Here is an 18,933-nt window from a genome sequence, read left to right on the forward strand (position 1 = left end):
TAGCCGATTCTAGATATAAAAAATGCCAGCAAATGCTGGCATTTTTTTATGTTTTTGCGGCAATTAAGCACGATCTTTCACTTTTTCTTTCAGTTCAGTTTTTTCTGCATCTGATAGGAAAGCGATGTCTAGACCGTTGATTTGCGCTTGGCGAATCTGTTCTTGAGTTAGGCCTGCTGCTGGTGCCGCCACTTCGTATTCGTAAGGCAGTTCAATACCTTCCACTGCTGGATCGTCCGTGTTTAGACACGCAAGTACGCCGTGATCTAGGAACTGTTTCAGTGGGTGGTTTGCTAATGATTCAACAGTGCTAGTTTGGAAGTTTGACGTTAGGCACGATTCAATACCAATATGGTTTTCTGCAAGGTAATCCATCAGTTTAGGATCGTGGATTGCTTTCACACCGTGACCGATACGTGTCGCTCCAAGCTCTTGAATAGCTTGCCACATGCTTTCTGCGCCAGCCGCTTCACCTGCGTGCACCGTTACATTCAGACCTGCGTCGCGCACTTGTTTGAAGTGAGACACAAAACGGTCACCTGGTTGACCAAGCTCATCACCAGCAAGGTCAACGGCAACCATGTGGTCTTTTTGGCTAAGGATTGCATCAAGCTCTTGCTGACACGCATCAGTACCGAAAGTACGGCTCATGATACCGATTAGGTTTGCCTTGATACCGAAATCACGCATACCCGCTTGCACGCCATCAACTACTGCTTCTACTACGCCTGCGACTGGTAGTTTGTGTTTCATCGCCATGTAGTATGGAGAGAAACGCAGTTCTGCGTAATCAATTTGCGCGTTTAGTGCGTCTTCAACGTTTTCGTAAGCAACGCGGCGACACGCATCTAGATCCCCCAACACTGCTACGCCCCAATCAAGCTTAGAAAGGAAAGCAACAAGAGATGGCTCAGCTTCAACAATTTGAACGTGTGGTGTTAGTGATTCGATGTCGTAAGCAGGTAGCGCAATACCAAATTGCTGACCAAGCTCAAGAATAGTCTTAGTACGAATGTTGCCGTCAAGGTGACGGTGCAAATCAGTTAGGGGAAGATTCTTAGTTATCATTATGGCGATCCGGGTTTGTTGTGAACAGGAACTCAGCCCAAACATTATCAATGACAATACATGGGGAAGATTTGCAGTTAAGTATAAATAACAGTTAGGCAAGTTGTCAGTAGAGGATGACCAGGAAATCAACGATTTCAGCTGTTTTCTACTTCATGTTAACCAAATGTGTTGGCCATTCTTCCATCGGCATTGGGCGACTGTAGTAGAAGCCCTGAACCTGATTACAGCCAAGTGAACTGAGCAGTTGTGCTTGCGCAGCCGTTTCCACGCCTTCTGCTACTACATTGGTCTTCATGCCTTTGGTGATGTTGATGATCGCTGATACAACAGAGCTGTCGAGGTTCTCTTTAGTCAGACGATTAATAAAGGTGCGGTCTATCTTCAAGCAGGTAAACGGTAATGCGTGTAAGTAAGCCAGAGATGAGTAACCTGTGCCGAAGTCATCAATAGCAATACCTAGTCCCATTTCTCGCAGTTTGAGCAAATTATCCAGTGTCGTTGGTGCGCTGTCGATGATGCGCGACTCGGTGATCTCCAGCGTCACATTGGTGGCAGGCAGACCCGTTGTTCGCAGCACTTTCGCGACGGATTCAACAAAGTTAGGGCTTGAAAGCTGATGAACCGACACATTAACGTGTAATTGGAAGTCTTCAGGCCAACGTCTACTGTCGATTGCTTTACGAGTATCACTACACGCTTGGAATAAGATTTGTTGACCAATGGTCTTGATCATGCCGCTTTCTTCGGCGATTGGGATGAAATCTAACGGAGATACCATTCCTGAATCACTGTGCCAGCGTGCGAGTGCTTCGGCGCCACAAATGTTGCCTGATGCAAGATCAATAATAGGTTGGTAGAAAGGCACAAATTCACGGTTATCGATGCCTGTTTGAATCTTAGCGATCATCTGAGTTCGGAATTTAGACGCGCTCGCCATTTCAGGACTGTAGTGGCAGACGCTGGTGCGAGAATCTTGTTTCGCGTAACTCAACGCAATACTGGCATTACGCAGCCATAAAGACATTGTCTGATCGGGCTGAGTGCGTACGACGCCAATAGAAACTTTAATGACGACCGTTTCACCATCAAGAACAAATGGTGCTGCCAACAGTTGGTGTAAACGGCGCTCAACTAAGCTGATGTCGCTATCACTGTTTGTGTTGGGCATGAATACGGCAAACTCATCACCACCGATGCGCGCTAGTGTCGCTTCATCTTGCAGTTGCTGTTTAAGGCGTTCAGCGATGTGTATCAGAAGCTTATCGCCGTTGTGATGACCAACACTGTCATTGATATCTCTAAATTTGTTGATCCCAATAAGATACAAACTCCCTTGCCCTGAGTGAGGTAAGCTATCACTCACTTCTATTAGCCCTTGGCGGCTATACAGGCGGGTTAGAGAATCAAACTCAAGTTGTTCACGCAGTGCTTTAAAGGACGCTTTGAGGTTGCTTGCCATCTCGTTAAACGCTTGCACCAGAATAGTCGTCTCGTACACATAACCAGGACGAGGCATAGTGCTATCCCAATCGCCTTTCGCAAGGTGTTGGGCTGCTGTCGCTGTGGCATTGATGGGGCGAGTAACTCGGCTGAAGATAAGCATGCTAATGACGATGCCAACCAAGCTAACGAAAATACCCACCATCCAGCTTCTTTGCTGGTTCTTTGGTAGGGTGCCAAGCAGTTCTGTCTCAGAGATCGAAGTGCCAATAAACCAAGTTAAACCGTTAGCATCATGATATGGCGTGACTCGGCTAAAGGTGCGCTGACCGTTGAAGTCGAACTCAAAAGTATAAGGCTTATCGCTGTAGCTTAGGTTTTTGCCACTGACGCGAGCCGCGCTCATCTGAATGACTGGATCTGCGCTTTCTGAAGCGAATAAGCGCTGACCTTTATCTGAGAACTTTGTCCCCCAAGAAATCACACTACCTTGTCCAGAGTGCGCCACTAAGCGTTGCTCTTGGTCCATGATGTAAACCGAGGCATTCGTATCTTGCTTAAGCTTTTGCAAAAATAAGTTAAACGTATTGATGCGCACATCGGTTACCAACACACCAGCAAACTCACCCATTTCATAGATAGGCGTCATCGCTGACAGAGTGATGTCTTGACGTTCGTCGGCATTAGCATAGATGCTCGACCAACGAGGTTTGTTGTCTTGAGCGATGGGTTGGTACCAAGGACGAGTGCGAGGATCGTAAGGCTCGATGATGGTGCGAATGTCATCACTGATGGTTTTACTACCGTAAATCACTAAGTTGCCATTGGTTCGATGGTCTTGAAGCATCAGTGTATAGGCGCCATCAGATTCACGACGAAAACCTGTAAAGTCCCCAGATTCTGAACCGAATGCAATGACATCTAACTGTGGGATCGAATGATACAAATCCTTAAAGGCACTTAACAGATAGTCTTGGATTTCTTTGGTGTCGTGCGGGCGATAAAGATTGTGGTAACTAACGTTGTGACCAAGCGCAGTCACTGCAGTGAAAGGCTTGCGCAGGTAATCATTCAGATGATCGTGAACACTCTCTGTTAATACAGAAAGCTGTTTGTCACTGATGTCGGTAACAACCTCTTCATAGCTCTGTTTCTGGACGTAGACAATCACACTGATAGCCAGCAAAAAAATCATCACAAAAGGGATGAGTACAGCGGTGCGTAGTGTAATTTGAGTCGTTGCGTTTGACATTGCCTAGCCATATAAGGGGTGTCGTACCATAATTGTACTGATACTTAGGTTATCAATCGAGAGCAAAAGTGTGCGCTTGATAACCTTTTGTCAAACTCGTTGCCGCTTAAGGTCAGTACAGTTCTTTCAATTTTCTGGTTAGGGTATTGCGTCCCCAACCTAATACTTTAGCGGCATCTTGCTTATGACCTTTAGTATGTTCTAATGCGGCTTCCAATAAAATGCGCTCAAATTCTGGTAAAGCGTAGGAAAGCAGTTCTTTATCCCCAGCTTCTAGCGCATGGCGTGCCCAATCCGCCAATTGTTCTTGCCAACTGCCGCTGGTGGTTTCAGTTATGATTTTCTTTTCTTCCAGCAATTCGGCAGGCAAATCGCTAGGTAGCACCTCACTTCCGCTGGCCATAACGGTTAACCAGCGACAGATGTTTTCCAGTTGGCGAACGTTACCCGGCCAATCAAGGCGATTAAGAATTTCCACCGAAGATGGATGCAGGGTTTTGGTTTCGACACCGAGTTCATCAGCCGCTCGAACGAGGAAGTGTTGGGTGAGTTTTTCAATGTCTTGCTTACGTTCTCTCAGTGCGGGGATTTGCACACGAATAACGTTCAAACGATGGAATAAATCCTCGCGGAAATCACCCTCATGGACCAATTTTTCAAGGTTTTGGTGGGTGGCTGCGACAATACGAACGTCGACACGGATTGGAGAGTGTCCGCCAACGCGATAAAACTGACCATCCGCCAACACGCGCAATAATCGGGTCTGAATATCTAATGGCATGTCACCGATTTCATCCAAAAACAGCGTGCCACCATTGGCTTGCTCAAAGCGACCTTGACGGACGCTATTGGCACCAGTAAATGCGCCTTTCTCGTGACCAAACAGTTCCGATTCAATCAAGTCTTTTGGGATCGCAGCCATATTGAGGGCAATAAAAGGTTTGTTGGCGCGCGGACTGTGGCGGTGCAAGGCATGAGCAACCAATTCTTTGCCGGTACCCGACTCACCGTTGATCAGAACAGAAATAGAAGAGCGCGATAAACGACCGATAGCACGAAATACTTCTTGCATTGCTGGTGCTTCACCAATGATTTCAGGTGTATCAGTAGGGATATCGTCCGGTAGAAGTTGCTCGCGCTTGTTCTCTTGGCTGTGAGCGATGGCGCGCTCTACCAATGTGAGCGTTTCGTCGATATCAAACGGTTTGGGCAAGTATTCAAAAGCGCCTTTTTGGTAGGCGTTCACTGCCGCATCTAAATCGGAATGCGCCGTCATGATGATGACGGGGAGATCTGGGTAGTCGCGTTGTACTTGTTTTAATAGCTCTAAGCCATCGATACCCGGCATGCGAATGTCAGAAACTAAAACGTCTGGTACTTCACGTTCTAGCGCCATTAAAACGCTTTCCCCATCCGCATAGGTTTCGCATTTGATGTCAGCTGAGGAGAGGGTTTTCTCCATGACCCAACGAATCGAACTGTCGTCATCGACGACCCAAACATATCCTTTACTCATGTAATAAATCCTTGCAGCAAAAGCCTAAAAACTGACGAATAGCAAAGCCAATTAACCAAGTCAGATTGGCAAATAAATAGTAAAAGTGGTGTGACCTGGCCAACTCTCGACATCAATCTTGCCGTTATGCTGGTCGATCAAATTTTGTGAAATAGATAGCCCAAGTCCGGTTCCGCCTTCGCGTCCGCTGACCATGGGGTAGAAAAGCGTGTCTTGCAGTTCGGGTGGAATTCCCGGTCCGTTATCAGTGATTTCAACGCGAGCCGCGAGTTTGCAACGCTGACCATGAATGTTGGCTTGATGCACCGTTCTGGTGCGTATGGTGATTTTACCGTGTTCTTGGTGGGACAGAATTTGTGCCGCATTGCTGACGATGTTGAGCATTGCCTGCTCGATTTGGTCCGCGTCCATCAAAATCTCTGGCAAGCTCGGATCGTAGTCTCGTTCGATGACGATCGAATGCTGTGACTCCAATTCGACTAATTGACGTACCTTCTCCAACACTTGGTGCAGGTTTTCTTGTGCTTTCTTACCCGGCTTTTGCGGTCCAAGAAGACGATCAACCAAGGCTCTCAATCGGTCGGCTTGTTCAATGATGATGTGTGTGTATTCCGTCAAGGAAGGGTCGGGCAGCATTTTTTCCAATAGTTGTGCTGCGCCGCGTAAACCGCCGAGTGGGTTTTTAATTTCATGCGCCAAACCGCGTACTAACAGTTTCGCCGCTTGTTGTTGAGCGTGTTGATTGAGCTCTTGAGTGAGGCGGCGTTGCTGATCAATTTTGCGCATCTCAACCAACAACATCAGCTGTTTTTGCCATGTAATAGGACTGACGGTGACTTCGAGCATCAAAGGACGCCCATCGACGACAAAAGTGACGTCACTGTCAGTGATGCTTTGTCCGCTCTGCAATGGTTGAGTGAGCAGGGCGAGATCCAGTGACGCATGCTGAATTAACTGAGATAACGACTGTTCAACAATGCGTTTAGCACTTTGTGAGAACAACAACTCAGCCGCGGGATTGGCGTAACGTACCGCTAACCCATCATCAAGAATCAGCGTAGCTGTCACCATATTATTGAGAATGGCACTGGAGAGACTGGTATCCACATTACGTCCTTGTTTGCGTTGTGATTGTGCGTTGCACTATATTGGTGCAATAGAACGTAAGTATGGCGAATAAATCTAAGAAGAAAAAGTGAAAAGCGCCATCAGAGTGCGGTTTTTTTCACTTAATATTCTACTTTGCCCCTTTAATGGTCGGCTTGATACTCGCTCTATGTAAATGCACCGTTACAGGGCTAGTAGATGCAATAAGCTTGCCGCTTCTTTTGGCTTTTACCGCAAGGGTGTGCGTGCCACGGTCGATATTGTTTAACTGCCAAGTTAAGCGGCTTTGAGGAGCTCCATAAGGCTTACCATCAAGGATGAGTTGCAGTTGTTCGCCGATGCCTAATTTGCGGTTTGCTTCGAGCTGAATATTGATGACACCAGAGTTACTGCGAATGGTTTCATCGTGTTGTGGAGTGAGCATAGTGAGGGAAAGGGGTAACGGTTTATCCGTTTTAGTTTTTTTCTCTGTGGTCGGCTCCTGAGCTGCATTTGCTTGTGGAGCGAGAGACTCGGTGCTCTCCACTTTAGGGGCTGGAGCGCTGGATTCAAGATTTGGCAGAGAGATGGTCTTTGCGCCTTGGTTTGGTGTGTCACTGAAGTGCACCACACCGTCTTTATCCACCCAAGTGTACGCGACTTGAGCTAAGGCTGTCGTTGCAATCAGTACACTACTGAGGGCGCATAGTGATGGTAAAAGCTGAACTTTCATTGCTCACCTTCTTTTGATAGATGATTTCACGTTTAGGTGCTTAGCTCTTTGACTTATCAAGCAAGAGAGTCTGAGCGTATTTTAGTTATCCCTCCATGTTAAACGCCCAAATAGAGTGAGCGAATACAAAAAAGGCCCGCCTGCGAGGCGAGCCTAATATTTTGTAACTGCGTTTACATTTTACACAGCTGAAACCTTATACAGAGTAGTAAAGTTCGAACTCAAGTGGGTGAGTTGTCATGTTTACTTTCTCTACGTCTTGAGACTTAAGACCGATGTAAGAATCGATGAAGTCGTCAGAGAATACACCACCTGCAGTTAGGAACTCACGGTCTGCATCTAGTTCTTCTAGTGCATCTTTTAGTGAGTATGCAACAGTTGGGATTTCTGCTGCTTCTTCAGCTGGTAGGTCGTAAAGGTCTTTATCCATCGCTTCACCTGGGTGGATCTTGTTCTTAATACCGTCAAGACCAGCCATTAGCATTGCTGCGAAGCATAAGTATGGGTTAGCCGCTGGGTCACCGAAACGAACTTCGATACGACGCGCTTTAGGGCTTGGTACCACTGGGATACGGATAGAAGCAGAACGGTTACGCGCTGAGTAAGCTAGCATTACTGGTGCTTCGAAGCCTGGTACAAGACGCTTGTACGAGTTAGTTGATGGGTTCGCAAATGCGTTGATTGCGCGAGCGTGCTTGATGATACCGCCGATGTAGTAAAGTGCAGTTTCAGATAGACCGCCGTACTTGTCACCAGCAAATAGGTTTACGCCATCTTTTGCTAGAGATTGGTGAACGTGCATGCCGCTACCGTTGTCGCCAACTAGTGGTTTAGGCATGAATGTCGCCGTCTTACCAAATGCGTGAGCAACGTTGTGTACAACGTACTTGTAGATTTGAATTTCGTCAGCTTTCGTTGTTAGCGTGTTGAAGCGAGTTGCGATTTCGTTTTGACCCGCAGTTGCTACTTCGTGGTGGTGCGCTTCTACAACTAGACCCATTTCTTCCATTACTAGACACATTGCAGAACGGATGTCTTGAGATGAATCTACTGGAGCTACTGGGAAGTAACCACCTTTAACGCCTGGACGGTGACCTTTGTTACCTTCTTCGTAATCAGAACCTGTGTTCCATGCTGCTTCTACGTCATCAATCTTGAAGAAAGAACCAGACATGTCAGTTGCGAACTTAACGTCGTCGAATAGGAAGAACTCTGGCTCAGGACCGATAAGAACGGTGTCTGCAATACCAGTAGAGCGCATGAAGTCTTCTGCGCGCTTAGCGATAGAGCGTGGGTCGCGGTCGTAGCCTTGCATTGTTGCAGGCTCAAGGATGTCACAACGGATGTTTAGCGTTGCATCTTCAGTGAATGGGTCAAGCACTGCAGAAGATGCGTCTGGCATCATAACCATGTCTGATTCGTTAATGCCTTTCCAGCCAGCAACTGATGAACCATCGAACATTTTACCTTCTTCGAAGAAGTCTGCGTCGATTTGGTGAGCAGGGATAGAGATGTGCTGCTCTTTACCTTTTGTATCAGTGAAGCGTAGGTCAACAAACTTAACTTCGTTTTCTTGGATCAGTGATAAAACGTTTTCTACTGACATCTTGGATAACCTCCAGTGTTAATAAAGCGGTAAAAGCTCGATTTATGAAACATTAATTAAATCCAGCATTGATTAATCTGTTTGACATTTTATTAATCGATGCTGGTTTCTCTAAAGCCAAAACCGTGCCAAAAAAATTATTCCATTAATTTCAATGGATTGCGTTTTTATACGCGAGTTTGGTGCAAACGATTGCACCAAAATGATCTGTAGGTGCACCGTTATGGTGCATTATTTTATTATTGCACCACAATGTGACAACTACGTTGCTTATTCAGCCCAGTTTTTGAGCAAGAGTCAATTTGTAATATGCGCGATTGGAATAAAGTTGCGTTGAATCAATTCGCATGGCGCTCTAAAGCGGGTGTTAAGCGTAAATTTGACAGAAATGCTCGGGAGTAGATCACATATCTCTATGCTTTTTGCTAGAATCTGGTACATTATGGCCGTTTTTTTAATCAGTAAATGTCGTCAGAGAGCACCCGTTCTCAGCATGAGGGCATTTCATCTATCTAAGTGAATCAATATCCATGGCTACTCCACAGATTGATAAATTAAGAAATATCGCGATTATCGCGCACGTTGACCACGGTAAAACAACGTTGGTTGACAAGCTGCTACAACAATCAGGCACGCTTGAGTCTCGCGGTGAAGCTGAAGAGCGAGTCATGGACTCGAACGACATTGAAAAAGAGCGTGGCATTACCATTCTTGCTAAGAACACAGCAATTAACTGGAATGACTACCGCATCAACATCGTAGATACTCCGGGACACGCGGACTTCGGTGGCGAAGTAGAACGTATCATGTCGATGGTAGACTCAGTTCTACTTATCGTTGACGCTGTTGATGGTCCAATGCCGCAAACTCGCTTCGTAACTCAAAAAGCATTTGCTCACGGTCTTAAACCAATCGTTGTAATCAACAAGATTGACCGTCCTGGTGCACGTCCTGATTGGGTTATGGACCAAGTCTTCGACCTATTCGACAACCTAGGTGCAACTGACGAACAGCTAGACTTTAAAGTTGTTTACGCGTCAGCACTTAACGGTTGGGCTTCTCTAGAAGAAGGCGAAACTGGCGAAAACATGGAACCTCTATTCGAAACTATCGTTGAAGAAGTAGCGGCTCCAGAAGTTGACCTAGACGGTCCACTACAGATGCAAGTTTCTCAGCTAGACTACAGCTCTTACGTTGGTGTTATCGGTGTTGCTCGTGTAACTCGTGGTAGCGTGAAAGCAAACCAACAAGTAACAGTTATCGGTGCTGACGGTAAAACTCGCAACGGTAAAGTGGGTACAGTAATGGGCTACCTTGGCCTTGAGCGTCACGAAGTTGAGCAAGCTAACGCTGGTGATATCATTGCAATCACAGGTCTTGGCGAGCTAAAAATCTCTGACACTATCTGTGCGCAAAACGCAGTAGAAGCACTACCGCCGCTGTCTGTTGATGAACCAACAGTAACAATGACGTTCCAAGTAAACACGTCTCCATTCGCGGGTAAAGAAGGTAAGTTCGTTACTTCACGTAACATCCTTGAGCGTCTAGAGAAGGAATTGGTACACAACGTTGCATTGCGTGTAGAGCAAACAGACGATCCAGACAAATTCCGCGTATCAGGTCGTGGTGAGCTTCACCTATCTATCCTGATCGAAAACATGCGTCGTGAAGGCTTCGAGCTTGCTGTATCTCGTCCAGAAGTAATCATCAAAGAAGAAGATGGTCAGCTATTGGAACCGTTCGAAACGGTAACTATCGACGTTATGGAAGAGCACCAAGGCGGCATCATGGAGAACATCGGCCTACGTAAAGGTGAGCTGAAAGACATGTCTCCAGATGGTAAAGGTCGTGTACGTATGGACTTCGAAATGCCATCTCGTGGTCTGATCGGCTTCCAAACTGAGTTCATGACGCTGACTTCTGGTTCTGGTCTTCTATACCATACGTTTGATCGCTACGCGCCACACAAAGGCGGTAACATCGGTCAACGTGTAAACGGTGTACTAATTGCTAACGCAATGGGTAAAGCGCTAACTAACGCACTATTCAACCTTCAAGAACGTGGTCGTCTATTTATCGGTCACGGTGTTGAAGTTTACGAAGGCATGGTTATCGGTATTCACAGCCGCGACAACGACCTAACAGTAAACGCACTGAAAGGTAAGCAGCTAACCAACGTTCGTGCATCTGGTACAGATGACGCACAGGTTCTTACTCCACCAATCAAGATGACTCTTGAGCAAGCACTAGAGTTCATCGATGATGACGAACTAGTAGAAGTAACACCTGAAAGCATCCGTATCCGTAAGAAATTCCTAACGGAAAGCGATCGTAAACGTGCTTCACGTTCAGCAAAATAATTTGCTGTAACGGATTCGATTAAGAATAAGCCCCGAGTTATGCTCGGGGCTTTTTGTATCTGAAGGAATAAGACGATGACGCCAATTGTTATCACTGGTGGTCCGGGTGCAGGTAAAACCACCTTGTTGAATGCGTTAGGCGAGTTGGGGTACGCCACCTTTGCTGAAGGTTCACGTACCTTGATTGAGCAGCAAAGCCAATTGAACAATGGTATTTTGCCTTGGACGAATTTACCTGAGTTTGCCAGCTTATGCCTTGAGTTAATGGGCAAGCAAAAGCGAGAAGCGCTGAATCATCCGGTCGCTTTTGTTGACCGTGCTATCCCAGACATCGTGGCATATTTAAAAGTGGGCGGCTGTCCCGTTGAACAAGCCTTTTTGATTGAGAGTGCAGGGTACCAGAGTAAGGTGCTCACATGTCGACCTGAAGCCTCTATTTATGTTCAAGATGATGTGCGTCCACACAGTTTTGAAGAGGCGCTACAAATCCATCAAACCTTAGTCGATACCTATACTGAACTGGGGTATGAAGTGGTTGAAGTGCCATGGGGAAGCGTAGCTGAATGGGTGGCGTTTGTTCGACAAGTAATGGGCTTAGTTGCTGAGGTAGAAGGTGGGGAGTAAAGATAGAGCTTGGTAGGTATGCCGGTAACTGACGGAGCGAGGGATAGCTTGGTCGCTAGATAGCAAAACCTCCTCACGAGGAGGAGGCTTTGTCGAATTACTTTTGATTCAGCTGCTGTAAGAACTTATCTGACTCAGTAATCGCGGCATTCATTTGTTTGATTGCGTATTGAATGTCTTTCTCTAGGCTAGAGAATTCACCTTTCAATGAACCAATCGCGCTTGCGTTCAAGTTATGCTTTAGATAAAGCGTGTTGTCACGCAGCGTATTTAATACTGGCGTCATTTTGTCTTCTGCACGCTTCATAGCGTTAAGCATGGTTTTGTAAGACGCTTTGGTTTCACGCAACTTCTGTTCGCTAGAGCGACGCAGTTTCGCACTGGTGTATAGGTCTAGCTCGCCTTGCCATTCATCAAACAGAGCATCTGACACATCTTCAATTGCAGCAATGCGGTCGCGTACATCTTGCGCCGCTTTTTCACTGTCTTCGTATTTGTCGTTAATGTTGTTGTAGACGCTTTCTAGCTCACCGCCGTCAAAGTTAGTTAACGCAGAAAGAGCTTCTAGCGCGCTGGTGAACTCTTCTTGTGCGTCTTGCTGCGATTCTTTGGCGTCTTCCACACGATCAACCATAATGTCACGTTTGTGGTAACCCACTTGTTCCATTGCTGAATAATATGCGGACTGACATCCTGTCAAAGTGAAAATTGATAGTACAATTGCTAATAAATAAGGCATTCTTATGTCCTCGACGCTAATTTATGGGATGAACTATGAACCAGTTATCAGAGAGTTACAAGGTGAGATTGAGCAAGCTCGTGCCGGGGAGCGTCGCGTTTTTCAAATATTTGCTCAAGCGTATGACGCACGATCGCGTCAACGTTAATGCAGGCTATTTAGCTTACATCACTTTGTTGTCTATTGTGCCGATGTTGACGGTATTGCTGTCGATATTGTCGAAGTTTCCGGTATTTGAGAATGTGGGCGAAACCTTGCAAGGTTACATCATTGATAACTTTGTCCCTGCTTCTGGTGATGCAGTCAGAGTTGCGTTGCAAGAGTTTGTCTCAAACACAGGCAAGATGACCGCCGTAGGTGGTGCGTTCTTGTTTGTTGCCGCTTTGATGCTGATTTCGAATATCGACAAGAACTTAAACTACATTTGGCGAGTGAAAGATAAACGTCGTCCTGTGTTTTCTTTCTCCATGTATTGGATGGTGTTGACCCTTGGTCCGATTCTAGTCGGCGCGAGTATTGCAGCGACCTCCTACGTGACATCGCTAAAGCTGATTGAAAACGAAACCTTATCGGGCGCTTACAACCTGTTTTTACGTTGGTTACCTTTACTGTTGTCCTTCTTTGCGTTCATGGGGTTGTACTTCTTAGTGCCAAACAAAAAGGTTTATCTATCCCATGGTGCGGTTGGTGCCGCCATTGCCGCTGTGCTGTTTGAACTGAGTAAGAAAGGCTTTGCTTTCTACATTACTCAATTCCCGTCATATCAGCTGATTTACGGTGCGCTCGCTGCGATTCCGATCCTGTTTGTGTGGGTGTATCTGTGCTGGCTGATCGTATTGATTGGCGCAGAAGTGACTGCAGCTCTGGGGGAAAGAGAGCACTGGAGTGACGACCTAGAAATGATACACTCGACCGCTGAATTGCAATTAACAGATGAAGGAAGCGAGAGTCGTGATAGCGCTAATTCAACGAGTCAGTGAAGCCGCCGTTCGTGTAGACGGTGAAGTTGTCGGTGAAATCGACCAAGGTCTACTTGTCCTACTTGGTGTAGAGAAGGACGATGATGAAGCAAAAGCAAAACGTTTGATGGAGCGCGTAACCACGTATCGTGTGTTTGAAGACGATGAAGGTAAAATGAACCTTAACGTCAAACAAGTGAACGGTAAGGTTTTGGTGGTGTCTCAATTTACGTTACCAGCGGATACCAAAAAAGGCACTCGCGCAGGCTTTTCTCGTGGCGCGCACCCTGCGGATGCAGAACGTCTGTATGACTACTTCTCGGACTTGTGTGAGCAAGAACTGCCAACACAACGCGGTCGCTTCGCGGCAGATATGAAAGTGTCATTAATTAATGACGGTCCAGTGACTTTTTGGCTACAGGTCTAATCTGGCAACCACAACATCATGGTCTAAGCTTTAAGCCCAAGTAAATTGAATTTGCTTGGGTATTTTCTCCTAAGGCTTTCATTTGATTTGTACTTTCAAAGGATTGATATGTTCAAACTCATAACTCCAAAAACAGAAAATCAGCTCAACAAGTACTATCAATTTCGTTGGCAGTTGCTGCGCGAACCTTGGCGTATGCCTGTAGGCTCCGAGCGTGATGAGTACGATGGCATGAGCCATCACCGCATGATTACCGACAGTCGTGGTCGTCCGATGGCGATTGGTCGTTTGTACATTACCCCAGATAACGATGGTCAGATCCGCTATATGGCGGTGAAGAATAACCGTCGTAGTAAAGGCATGGGCTCATTAGTGCTGGTGGCGCTTGAGTCGTTAGCTCGACAAGAAGGGGCGAAGCGTCTGGTGTGTAATGCCCGTGAAGATGCGATTGCCTTCTATGAGAAGAATGGTTTTGAGCGTCGCGGTGAGCTGACCGATGAACGTGGTCCCGTGCGTCACCAACAAATGGTTAAACAGCTTGACCCAATGGCGGATGTGCTACGTCGTCCTGATTGGTGTACCGAGCTGCAACAGCGTTGGGAAGCGCAGATCCCGATTGCAGACAAAATGGGGATCAAAATTAACCAGTACACTGGCTATCAGTTTGAATGCAGTGCGCAGCTCAATCCAAACCTGAACCCGCACAACACCATGTTTGCCGGTTCTGCGTTTACCCTAGCAACGCTAACTGGCTGGGGCATGACGTGGCTGTTGATGAAAGAGCGCGGTTTGCACGGTGATATTGTGTTGGCGGATAGCTCGATTCGTTATCGCCATCCTGTTGAAGAGAACCCAGTCGCGAGCACGTCGTTAGATGGTATCAGTGGTGACTTGGATAGACTTGCTTCAGGTCGTAAAGCGCGTATCGTTATCCACGTAGTGATTTACAGTGGAGATGTGCCTGCCGTGGATTTTGTAGGCACATACATGCTGCTGCCAAATTACTCTAAGCTACTCAGCTGTTAGATTATTAGGCGCTGGTGCTTCTTGTGGCGCATCTTGGTTTTCTGATGCGCCTAGTTCTGTCTTGGTTTTATCTGTTGCTTGATTGGCACGTTCTTCGGAGACCTTTTCTTCTGAGGTCTGCGCTTCAAGGCTTGAATTTTTAGTTACGTCTTTTTGTTCTGAGATAAGTTGCTCTTCTGAATGCGGCGCTACGGCTGATTCTTGTTCTTCCTCTACAACCTCACTTAACTCTTCCTCATATTGTTCTAAGTTGATGGGATCAATACTGGTGCGGCTTGTTGTTTTTGACGAGCTCTGTTCTGATTCTGCTGGTTTTACTGATTCAGTCTGTTTTGATGTATTTGTGCATTCATTTGTTCTGACTTCGCCACTTAGCACATCACCTTGGATCGAACCACATGCTTCTTGGAGTTGGTAAATCACGCCACTTAACGGGTTGTTCGCCATATCAAACTCACCAGACAGATTGCCCGAGATGGCTTCGCCTGAAATGGTCACCGGTTGAAGCTCAACAGCACCACGTTGAGCTGCCAAACGCAAAGGGCTCAAAGTGATCGCTGTGAGTGAATCATCCGCTTGTGACTTTAAGGTGGTATCACGTAAGTTGGCTTCCACTTCGCCCGATAAGCTGTAAGCAAGCATGTTTTGATCGCCGGCTAAGCCTTTTAAGTCGAGACTTAGATCTGAGAAGCCATTGACCGCGAGCACCGTTGGCAAATAGGGGTGAAGCAATTGCAAGGGAATCCCATCGGCGTTGAGGCTCAACGCCCAAGGTTGACTGGTGGTGCTGAGATCGATTTGTCCTAAGCCTTCGATATAGCCTTGCTCTAACGGTGCAAACAAACGTGTCAGTTGCCACAAGCCATTGTCACTCTGTGTAGAAATGGCTGCGTGTGATGTGATTACTTGATCGTAACTTGCGTTTACCACGCTAGCATCAAGCTTACCGTTCCAAATTCCCCAGTGACCATTGCGGTGTTTTACTTCGAGCTGGTCACCTTCCAAATTCAAACCAGAAAGCTGCCAGTAAGGTTGTTTAGATAACTGGATAACTTGGGTGCGTTCAATCTCTAACTGCTTCACATCGACTTGCTGGAGCCTTTCTGTGGCGATTTGCCACCAGTCGGTCTTATCGTCAGGTTGGATAGCCCATTTCAATCCATTGATGGTTGCGCTGTTGATTTTCCAATGCTGTGGCTCGAACTCACCAGATACCTGCACACTACCTTGCTGCCAATCAAAGCTTAGCTCTTGTAGTTGGATTGACTCTGGCTTGAGTTGGGCGTTCAAACGAGGCTCAACTGCGGTTTGGTCTTGGAAACTGGCGCTGTCAGCTTGCAAAGAAACCTGTGCTGTTGTTTTCCAAAATGACAGTGGCAGAGAGGCGTTTTCTACTGATAACTCAAGGTTGTGCCAATGCCAATCTCCGTACTCAATATCTGCATTCAGGAGATCGAGGCTGTTGATATGGTTGATATTAATTGGCAACGCTTGCCATGGTTTAGCGAGTAAAGATTGCAACTGTAGGTTATCGATTTTCAGCTTATCAAGGGTCACATTCACCAGTGACCAGCCTTGTGGGTACTGTTCGCCTTGTCCTGAGACTTCACTGCCACGCCAGTTAAATGAAGCGCCGTAAAGCGTGCTGTCTTGGGCTTTGTAATCCAAGTCTATAAGCAACTTATCGAAAGCTTCGCCATTCCAATACAATTGATCAGCCGAAAGTTGAACCTCACCATAAGGTATTTGCTGAGCATCGCTCGACCAAATTGGGTTTTGGATCTGTACATTCAAGCCATTAATGCTGAATGCATCATCTGCGTAATCGATGTTCTTTAACGCGATTTGATGGAAATAAACATTGTTGAGCGTCGGCAATGTTGGTGTGCCGTGTTGCAGGTTCAGACCATCAATCAACAGACTGTCGACAATCCAATTTCCGTCACGACGAACATCGGGGTTCAGCCATAGATCGACTTGCTCAATGAACGGCAAGTTTTTTTGTTTTGTCGCCACTCCATTGAGGGTGAGGTGATAAGGAAATTCGTATTGCACGTTATCTGCATGCAGCGGTAGGTCGACTAGATCAGAAAATAGATTCCATGTTTGGCGAGAATAAGAGGTGGTCAGCATCCCCACAAAGACAACCGGAATTGCAATCGTCACTATGAGTATAAGAAGTAGAATTCGAACTGCTGTTTTCATCCCTGCCAAAACCTGTAAGTAATATGAAGTAAGTGTAAGAGTCTCGACTTACTAAGATAGGTTTAAGCTTGTATCAATCTTGAGGCAGATTCAATAAAAAGCCCCTCAAAAGAGGGGCTTGACGATTATTTTTGTAGCTAAGTCACGAAGAGTTAGCGAGTGGTCTAGTCGAGTTGAGGACCTGCAGCCACTAGTGATTTACCTTCTGCGTTGTCAGTGTACTTATCAAAGTTGTTGATGAAGCGCTCTGCCAAGTCTTTTGCTTTGCTTTCCCATTGTAGTGGGTCAACGTAGGTATCACGTGGGTCAAGGATGCTTGGGTCCACGCCAGGAAGTGAAGTAGGCACTTCTAGGTTGAAGATAGGAATATGCTTAGTCTTCGCATCTTCAATTGAGCCATCAAGGATTGCATCGATGATGCCGCGTGTATCTTGGATAGAGATACGCTTGCCGCTGCCGTTCCAGCCTGTGTTCACTAGGTAAGCTTCTGCACCTGCTGCTTCCATGCGTTTCACTAGCACTTCTGCGTACTTAGTTGGGTGTAGAGTTAGGAATGCTGCACCAAAACATGCTGAGAACGTTGGCGTCGGCTCCGTGATGCCACGCTCAGTACCAGCCAGCTTAGCGGTGAAGCCAGATAGGAAGTGGTACTTCGTTTGCTCAGGTGTCAGTTTAGAAACCGGAGGAAGTACGCCGAACGCATCAGCCGATAGGAAGATCACTTTGTTTGCGTGACCGCCTTTCGATACTGGTTTAACGATATTGTCGATGTGATGCAGTGGGTAAGACACACGAGTGTTTTCAGTCTTAGAACCATCATCAAAGTCGATAGAACCATCGCTACGAACCGTTACGTTCTCTAATAGCGCATCACGGCGGATAGCATTGTAGATATCAGGCTCAGCTTCTTTAGATAGCTTGATGGTCTTCGCGTAACAGCCGCCTTCGAAGTTGAATACGCCGTCGTCATCCCAACCATGCTCGTCATCACCAATTAGTGCACGTTTAGGATCAGTAGATAGGGTAGTTTTACCTGTGCCAGACAGACCGAAGAAGATTGCTACATCGCCTTCTTCACCCATATTTGCACTACAGTGCATTGATGCGATGTCTTTCAGCGGAAGGAAGTAGTTCATCATGGCGAACATACCTTTCTTCATTTCGCCGCCGTACCAAGTACCGCCGATCAACTGAGTGCGCTCTGTTAGGTTGAATACGGTGAAGTTTTCAGAGTTCAAACCGTGCTCTTCCCACTTCTCGTTCGTGCATTTCGCGCCGTTCATTACGACGAAATCAGGTTCAAACGTTGCCAACTCTTCTTCTGTTGGACGGATGAACATGTTTTTCACGAAGTGTGCTTGCCATGCAACTTCTGTGATCACTCGAATGCTCAAACGAGTGTCTGGGTTTGCACCACAATAACCGTCAATCACAAATAGACGCTTACCTGAAAGCTGGTTGGTCACTAGCTCTTTTAGGTCGTCCCATACTTCTTTGTTGATTGGTTTGTTGTCGTTTTTCACTGCGTCAGAAGTCCACCACATGTGCTCTTCTGTCGTTGCATCTTTAACAATGTACTTATCTTTTGGTGAGCGACCAGTAAAGATACCAGTGTCTACGGCAACCGCGCCGAGTTCTGTAACCACACCACGTTCATAACCTGTTAGGTCAGCACGGGTCTCTTCCTCAAACAGCATTTCGTAGCTTGGGTTGCGAACAACCTCTTTAACGTTATGCAGTCCGTGTTTGGTTAGATCAAGTGTTGCAGCCTTTGTATGTTCCATAACGGTCATAGGTGCTCCTTATAAGGATTTTTGTAGGGATTTTGTAAGAATGTTTTAATTTTTATCTGCTCACCATGCTAGCAACGGGGCGGGGAGAAAACAGGG

At 46.5% G+C, this 18,933-nt stretch carries 14 protein-coding genes; 5 read left to right on the top strand and 9 right to left on the bottom strand.

From position 1 onward, the window contains the following. Positions 1-63: 63 nt before the first annotated feature. The 6 genes from add to glnA all read right to left on the bottom strand — a co-directional run bounded on the left by add (position 64) and on the right by glnA (position 8,704). Entirely contained in the window at positions 64-1,068 is a 1,005-nt protein-coding gene (gene add, locus MHO32_RS00055; RefSeq protein ID WP_239210469.1) for an adenosine deaminase, read from the bottom strand. Positions 1,069-1,216: 148 nt separating this feature from the next. Then, a complete protein-coding gene (locus MHO32_RS00060) occupies positions 1,217-3,763 on the bottom strand; it encodes a bifunctional diguanylate cyclase/phosphodiesterase (RefSeq protein WP_239210470.1) in 2,547 nt (848 codons plus the stop codon). A gap of 112 nt (positions 3,764-3,875) precedes the next feature. After that, a complete protein-coding gene (glnG, locus tag MHO32_RS00065; protein WP_005448532.1) occupies positions 3,876-5,279 on the bottom strand; it encodes a nitrogen regulation protein NR(I) in 1,404 nt (467 codons plus the stop codon). A 60-nt stretch (positions 5,280-5,339) separates the two neighbouring features. Continuing rightward, positions 5,340-6,386, bottom strand: a complete 1,047-nt coding sequence (glnL, locus tag MHO32_RS00070; protein WP_005448530.1) for a nitrogen regulation protein NR(II) — start codon at positions 6,384-6,386, stop codon at positions 5,340-5,342. 130 nt (positions 6,387-6,516) lie between these two features. Then, the gene (locus tag MHO32_RS00075) at positions 6,517-7,098 is read right to left on the bottom strand and encodes a DUF4124 domain-containing protein (RefSeq protein WP_239210471.1); all 582 of its coding nucleotides are present in this window, start codon (positions 7,096-7,098) and stop codon (positions 6,517-6,519) included. 196 nt (positions 7,099-7,294) lie between these two features. Then, on the bottom strand, positions 7,295-8,704 hold the full coding sequence (glnA, locus tag MHO32_RS00080; RefSeq protein ID WP_005448527.1) for a glutamate--ammonia ligase: 1,410 nt from the start codon (positions 8,702-8,704) through the stop codon (positions 7,295-7,297). A 530-nt stretch (positions 8,705-9,234) separates the two neighbouring features. On the opposite strand from glnA, the gene typA reads away from it, so the two are divergent. Together typA and MHO32_RS00090 are read left to right on the top strand one after the other, a co-directional pair. Next, positions 9,235-11,064 carry a translational GTPase TypA gene (gene typA / locus MHO32_RS00085; RefSeq protein ID WP_005448526.1) on the top strand — a complete coding sequence of 610 codons (1,830 nt, stop codon included), beginning with the start codon at positions 9,235-9,237 and terminating at the stop codon, positions 11,062-11,064. A gap of 75 nt (positions 11,065-11,139) precedes the next feature. Further along, positions 11,140-11,688, top strand: a complete 549-nt coding sequence (locus MHO32_RS00090) for an AAA family ATPase (RefSeq protein ID WP_239210472.1) — start codon at positions 11,140-11,142, stop codon at positions 11,686-11,688. 97 nt (positions 11,689-11,785) lie between these two features. Here MHO32_RS00090 and MHO32_RS00095 read toward each other — a convergent pair whose 3' ends face one another. Continuing rightward, the gene (locus tag MHO32_RS00095) at positions 11,786-12,427 is read right to left on the bottom strand and encodes a DUF2959 domain-containing protein (protein ID WP_026138173.1); all 642 of its coding nucleotides are present in this window, start codon (positions 12,425-12,427) and stop codon (positions 11,786-11,788) included. Between the two features lie 35 nt (positions 12,428-12,462). Here MHO32_RS00095 and MHO32_RS00100 point away from each other — a divergent pair, with 35 nt between their 5' ends. The 3 genes from MHO32_RS00100 (at position 12,463) to MHO32_RS00110 (ending at position 14,839) form a co-directional block, all read left to right on the top strand. Beyond that, the gene (locus tag MHO32_RS00100) at positions 12,463-13,407 is read left to right on the top strand and encodes a virulence factor BrkB family protein (RefSeq protein WP_005448517.1); all 945 of its coding nucleotides are present in this window, start codon (positions 12,463-12,465) and stop codon (positions 13,405-13,407) included. Beyond that, the gene (gene dtd / locus MHO32_RS00105; protein ID WP_005434513.1) at positions 13,379-13,813 is read left to right on the top strand and encodes a D-aminoacyl-tRNA deacylase; all 435 of its coding nucleotides are present in this window, start codon (positions 13,379-13,381) and stop codon (positions 13,811-13,813) included. Before MHO32_RS00100 ends, dtd begins: the two co-directional genes overlap by 29 nt. A gap of 108 nt (positions 13,814-13,921) precedes the next feature. Beyond that, a complete protein-coding gene (locus MHO32_RS00110) occupies positions 13,922-14,839 on the top strand; it encodes a bifunctional GNAT family N-acetyltransferase/hotdog fold thioesterase (protein WP_005448516.1) in 918 nt (305 codons plus the stop codon). Here the strand turns inward: MHO32_RS00110 and MHO32_RS00115 are convergent. Then, positions 14,825-17,044: an AsmA family protein gene (locus MHO32_RS00115; RefSeq protein ID WP_239210473.1), complete on the bottom strand. Its 2,220-nt coding sequence runs from the start codon at positions 17,042-17,044 to the stop codon at positions 14,825-14,827. The genes MHO32_RS00110 and MHO32_RS00115 overlap by 15 nt on opposite strands. 164 nt (positions 17,045-17,208) lie before the next feature. Beyond that, the gene (gene pckA, locus MHO32_RS00120; protein ID WP_005448514.1) at positions 17,209-18,837 is read right to left on the bottom strand and encodes a phosphoenolpyruvate carboxykinase (ATP); all 1,629 of its coding nucleotides are present in this window, start codon (positions 18,835-18,837) and stop codon (positions 17,209-17,211) included. Positions 18,838-18,933 lie beyond the last annotated feature (96 nt).

It is taken from the genome of Vibrio sp. MMH1-50 (assembly GCF_022347645.1).
Classification (GTDB): Bacteria; Pseudomonadota; Gammaproteobacteria; order Enterobacterales; family Vibrionaceae; genus Vibrio; species Vibrio harveyi.

Bases quoted from the DNA above. Each gene is read 5' to 3' on its own strand.
- add (WP_239210469.1), bottom strand. From the start codon at position 1,068: ATGATAACTAAGAATCTTCCCCTAACTGATTTGCACCGTCACCTTGAC.
- MHO32_RS00060 (WP_239210470.1), bottom strand. From the start codon at position 3,763: ATGTCAAACGCAACGACTCAAATTACACTACGCACCGCTGTACTCATC.
- glnG (WP_005448532.1), bottom strand. From the start codon at position 5,279: ATGAGTAAAGGATATGTTTGGGTCGTCGATGACGACAGTTCGATTCGT.
- MHO32_RS00075 (WP_239210471.1), bottom strand. From the start codon at position 7,098: ATGAAAGTTCAGCTTTTACCATCACTATGCGCCCTCAGTAGTGTACTG.
- glnA (WP_005448527.1), bottom strand. From the start codon at position 8,704: ATGTCAGTAGAAAACGTTTTATCACTGATCCAAGAAAACGAAGTTAAG.
- typA (WP_005448526.1), top strand. From the start codon at position 9,235: ATGGCTACTCCACAGATTGATAAATTAAGAAATATCGCGATTATCGCG.
- MHO32_RS00090 (WP_239210472.1), top strand. From the start codon at position 11,140: ATGACGCCAATTGTTATCACTGGTGGTCCGGGTGCAGGTAAAACCACC.
- MHO32_RS00095 (WP_026138173.1), bottom strand. From the start codon at position 12,427: ATGCCTTATTTATTAGCAATTGTACTATCAATTTTCACTTTGACAGGA.
- MHO32_RS00100 (WP_005448517.1), top strand. From the start codon at position 12,463: ATGAACCAGTTATCAGAGAGTTACAAGGTGAGATTGAGCAAGCTCGTG.
- MHO32_RS00110 (WP_005448516.1), top strand. From the start codon at position 13,922: ATGTTCAAACTCATAACTCCAAAAACAGAAAATCAGCTCAACAAGTAC.
- MHO32_RS00115 (WP_239210473.1), bottom strand. From the start codon at position 17,044: ATGAAAACAGCAGTTCGAATTCTACTTCTTATACTCATAGTGACGATT.
- pckA (WP_005448514.1), bottom strand. From the start codon at position 18,837: ATGACCGTTATGGAACATACAAAGGCTGCAACACTTGATCTAACCAAA.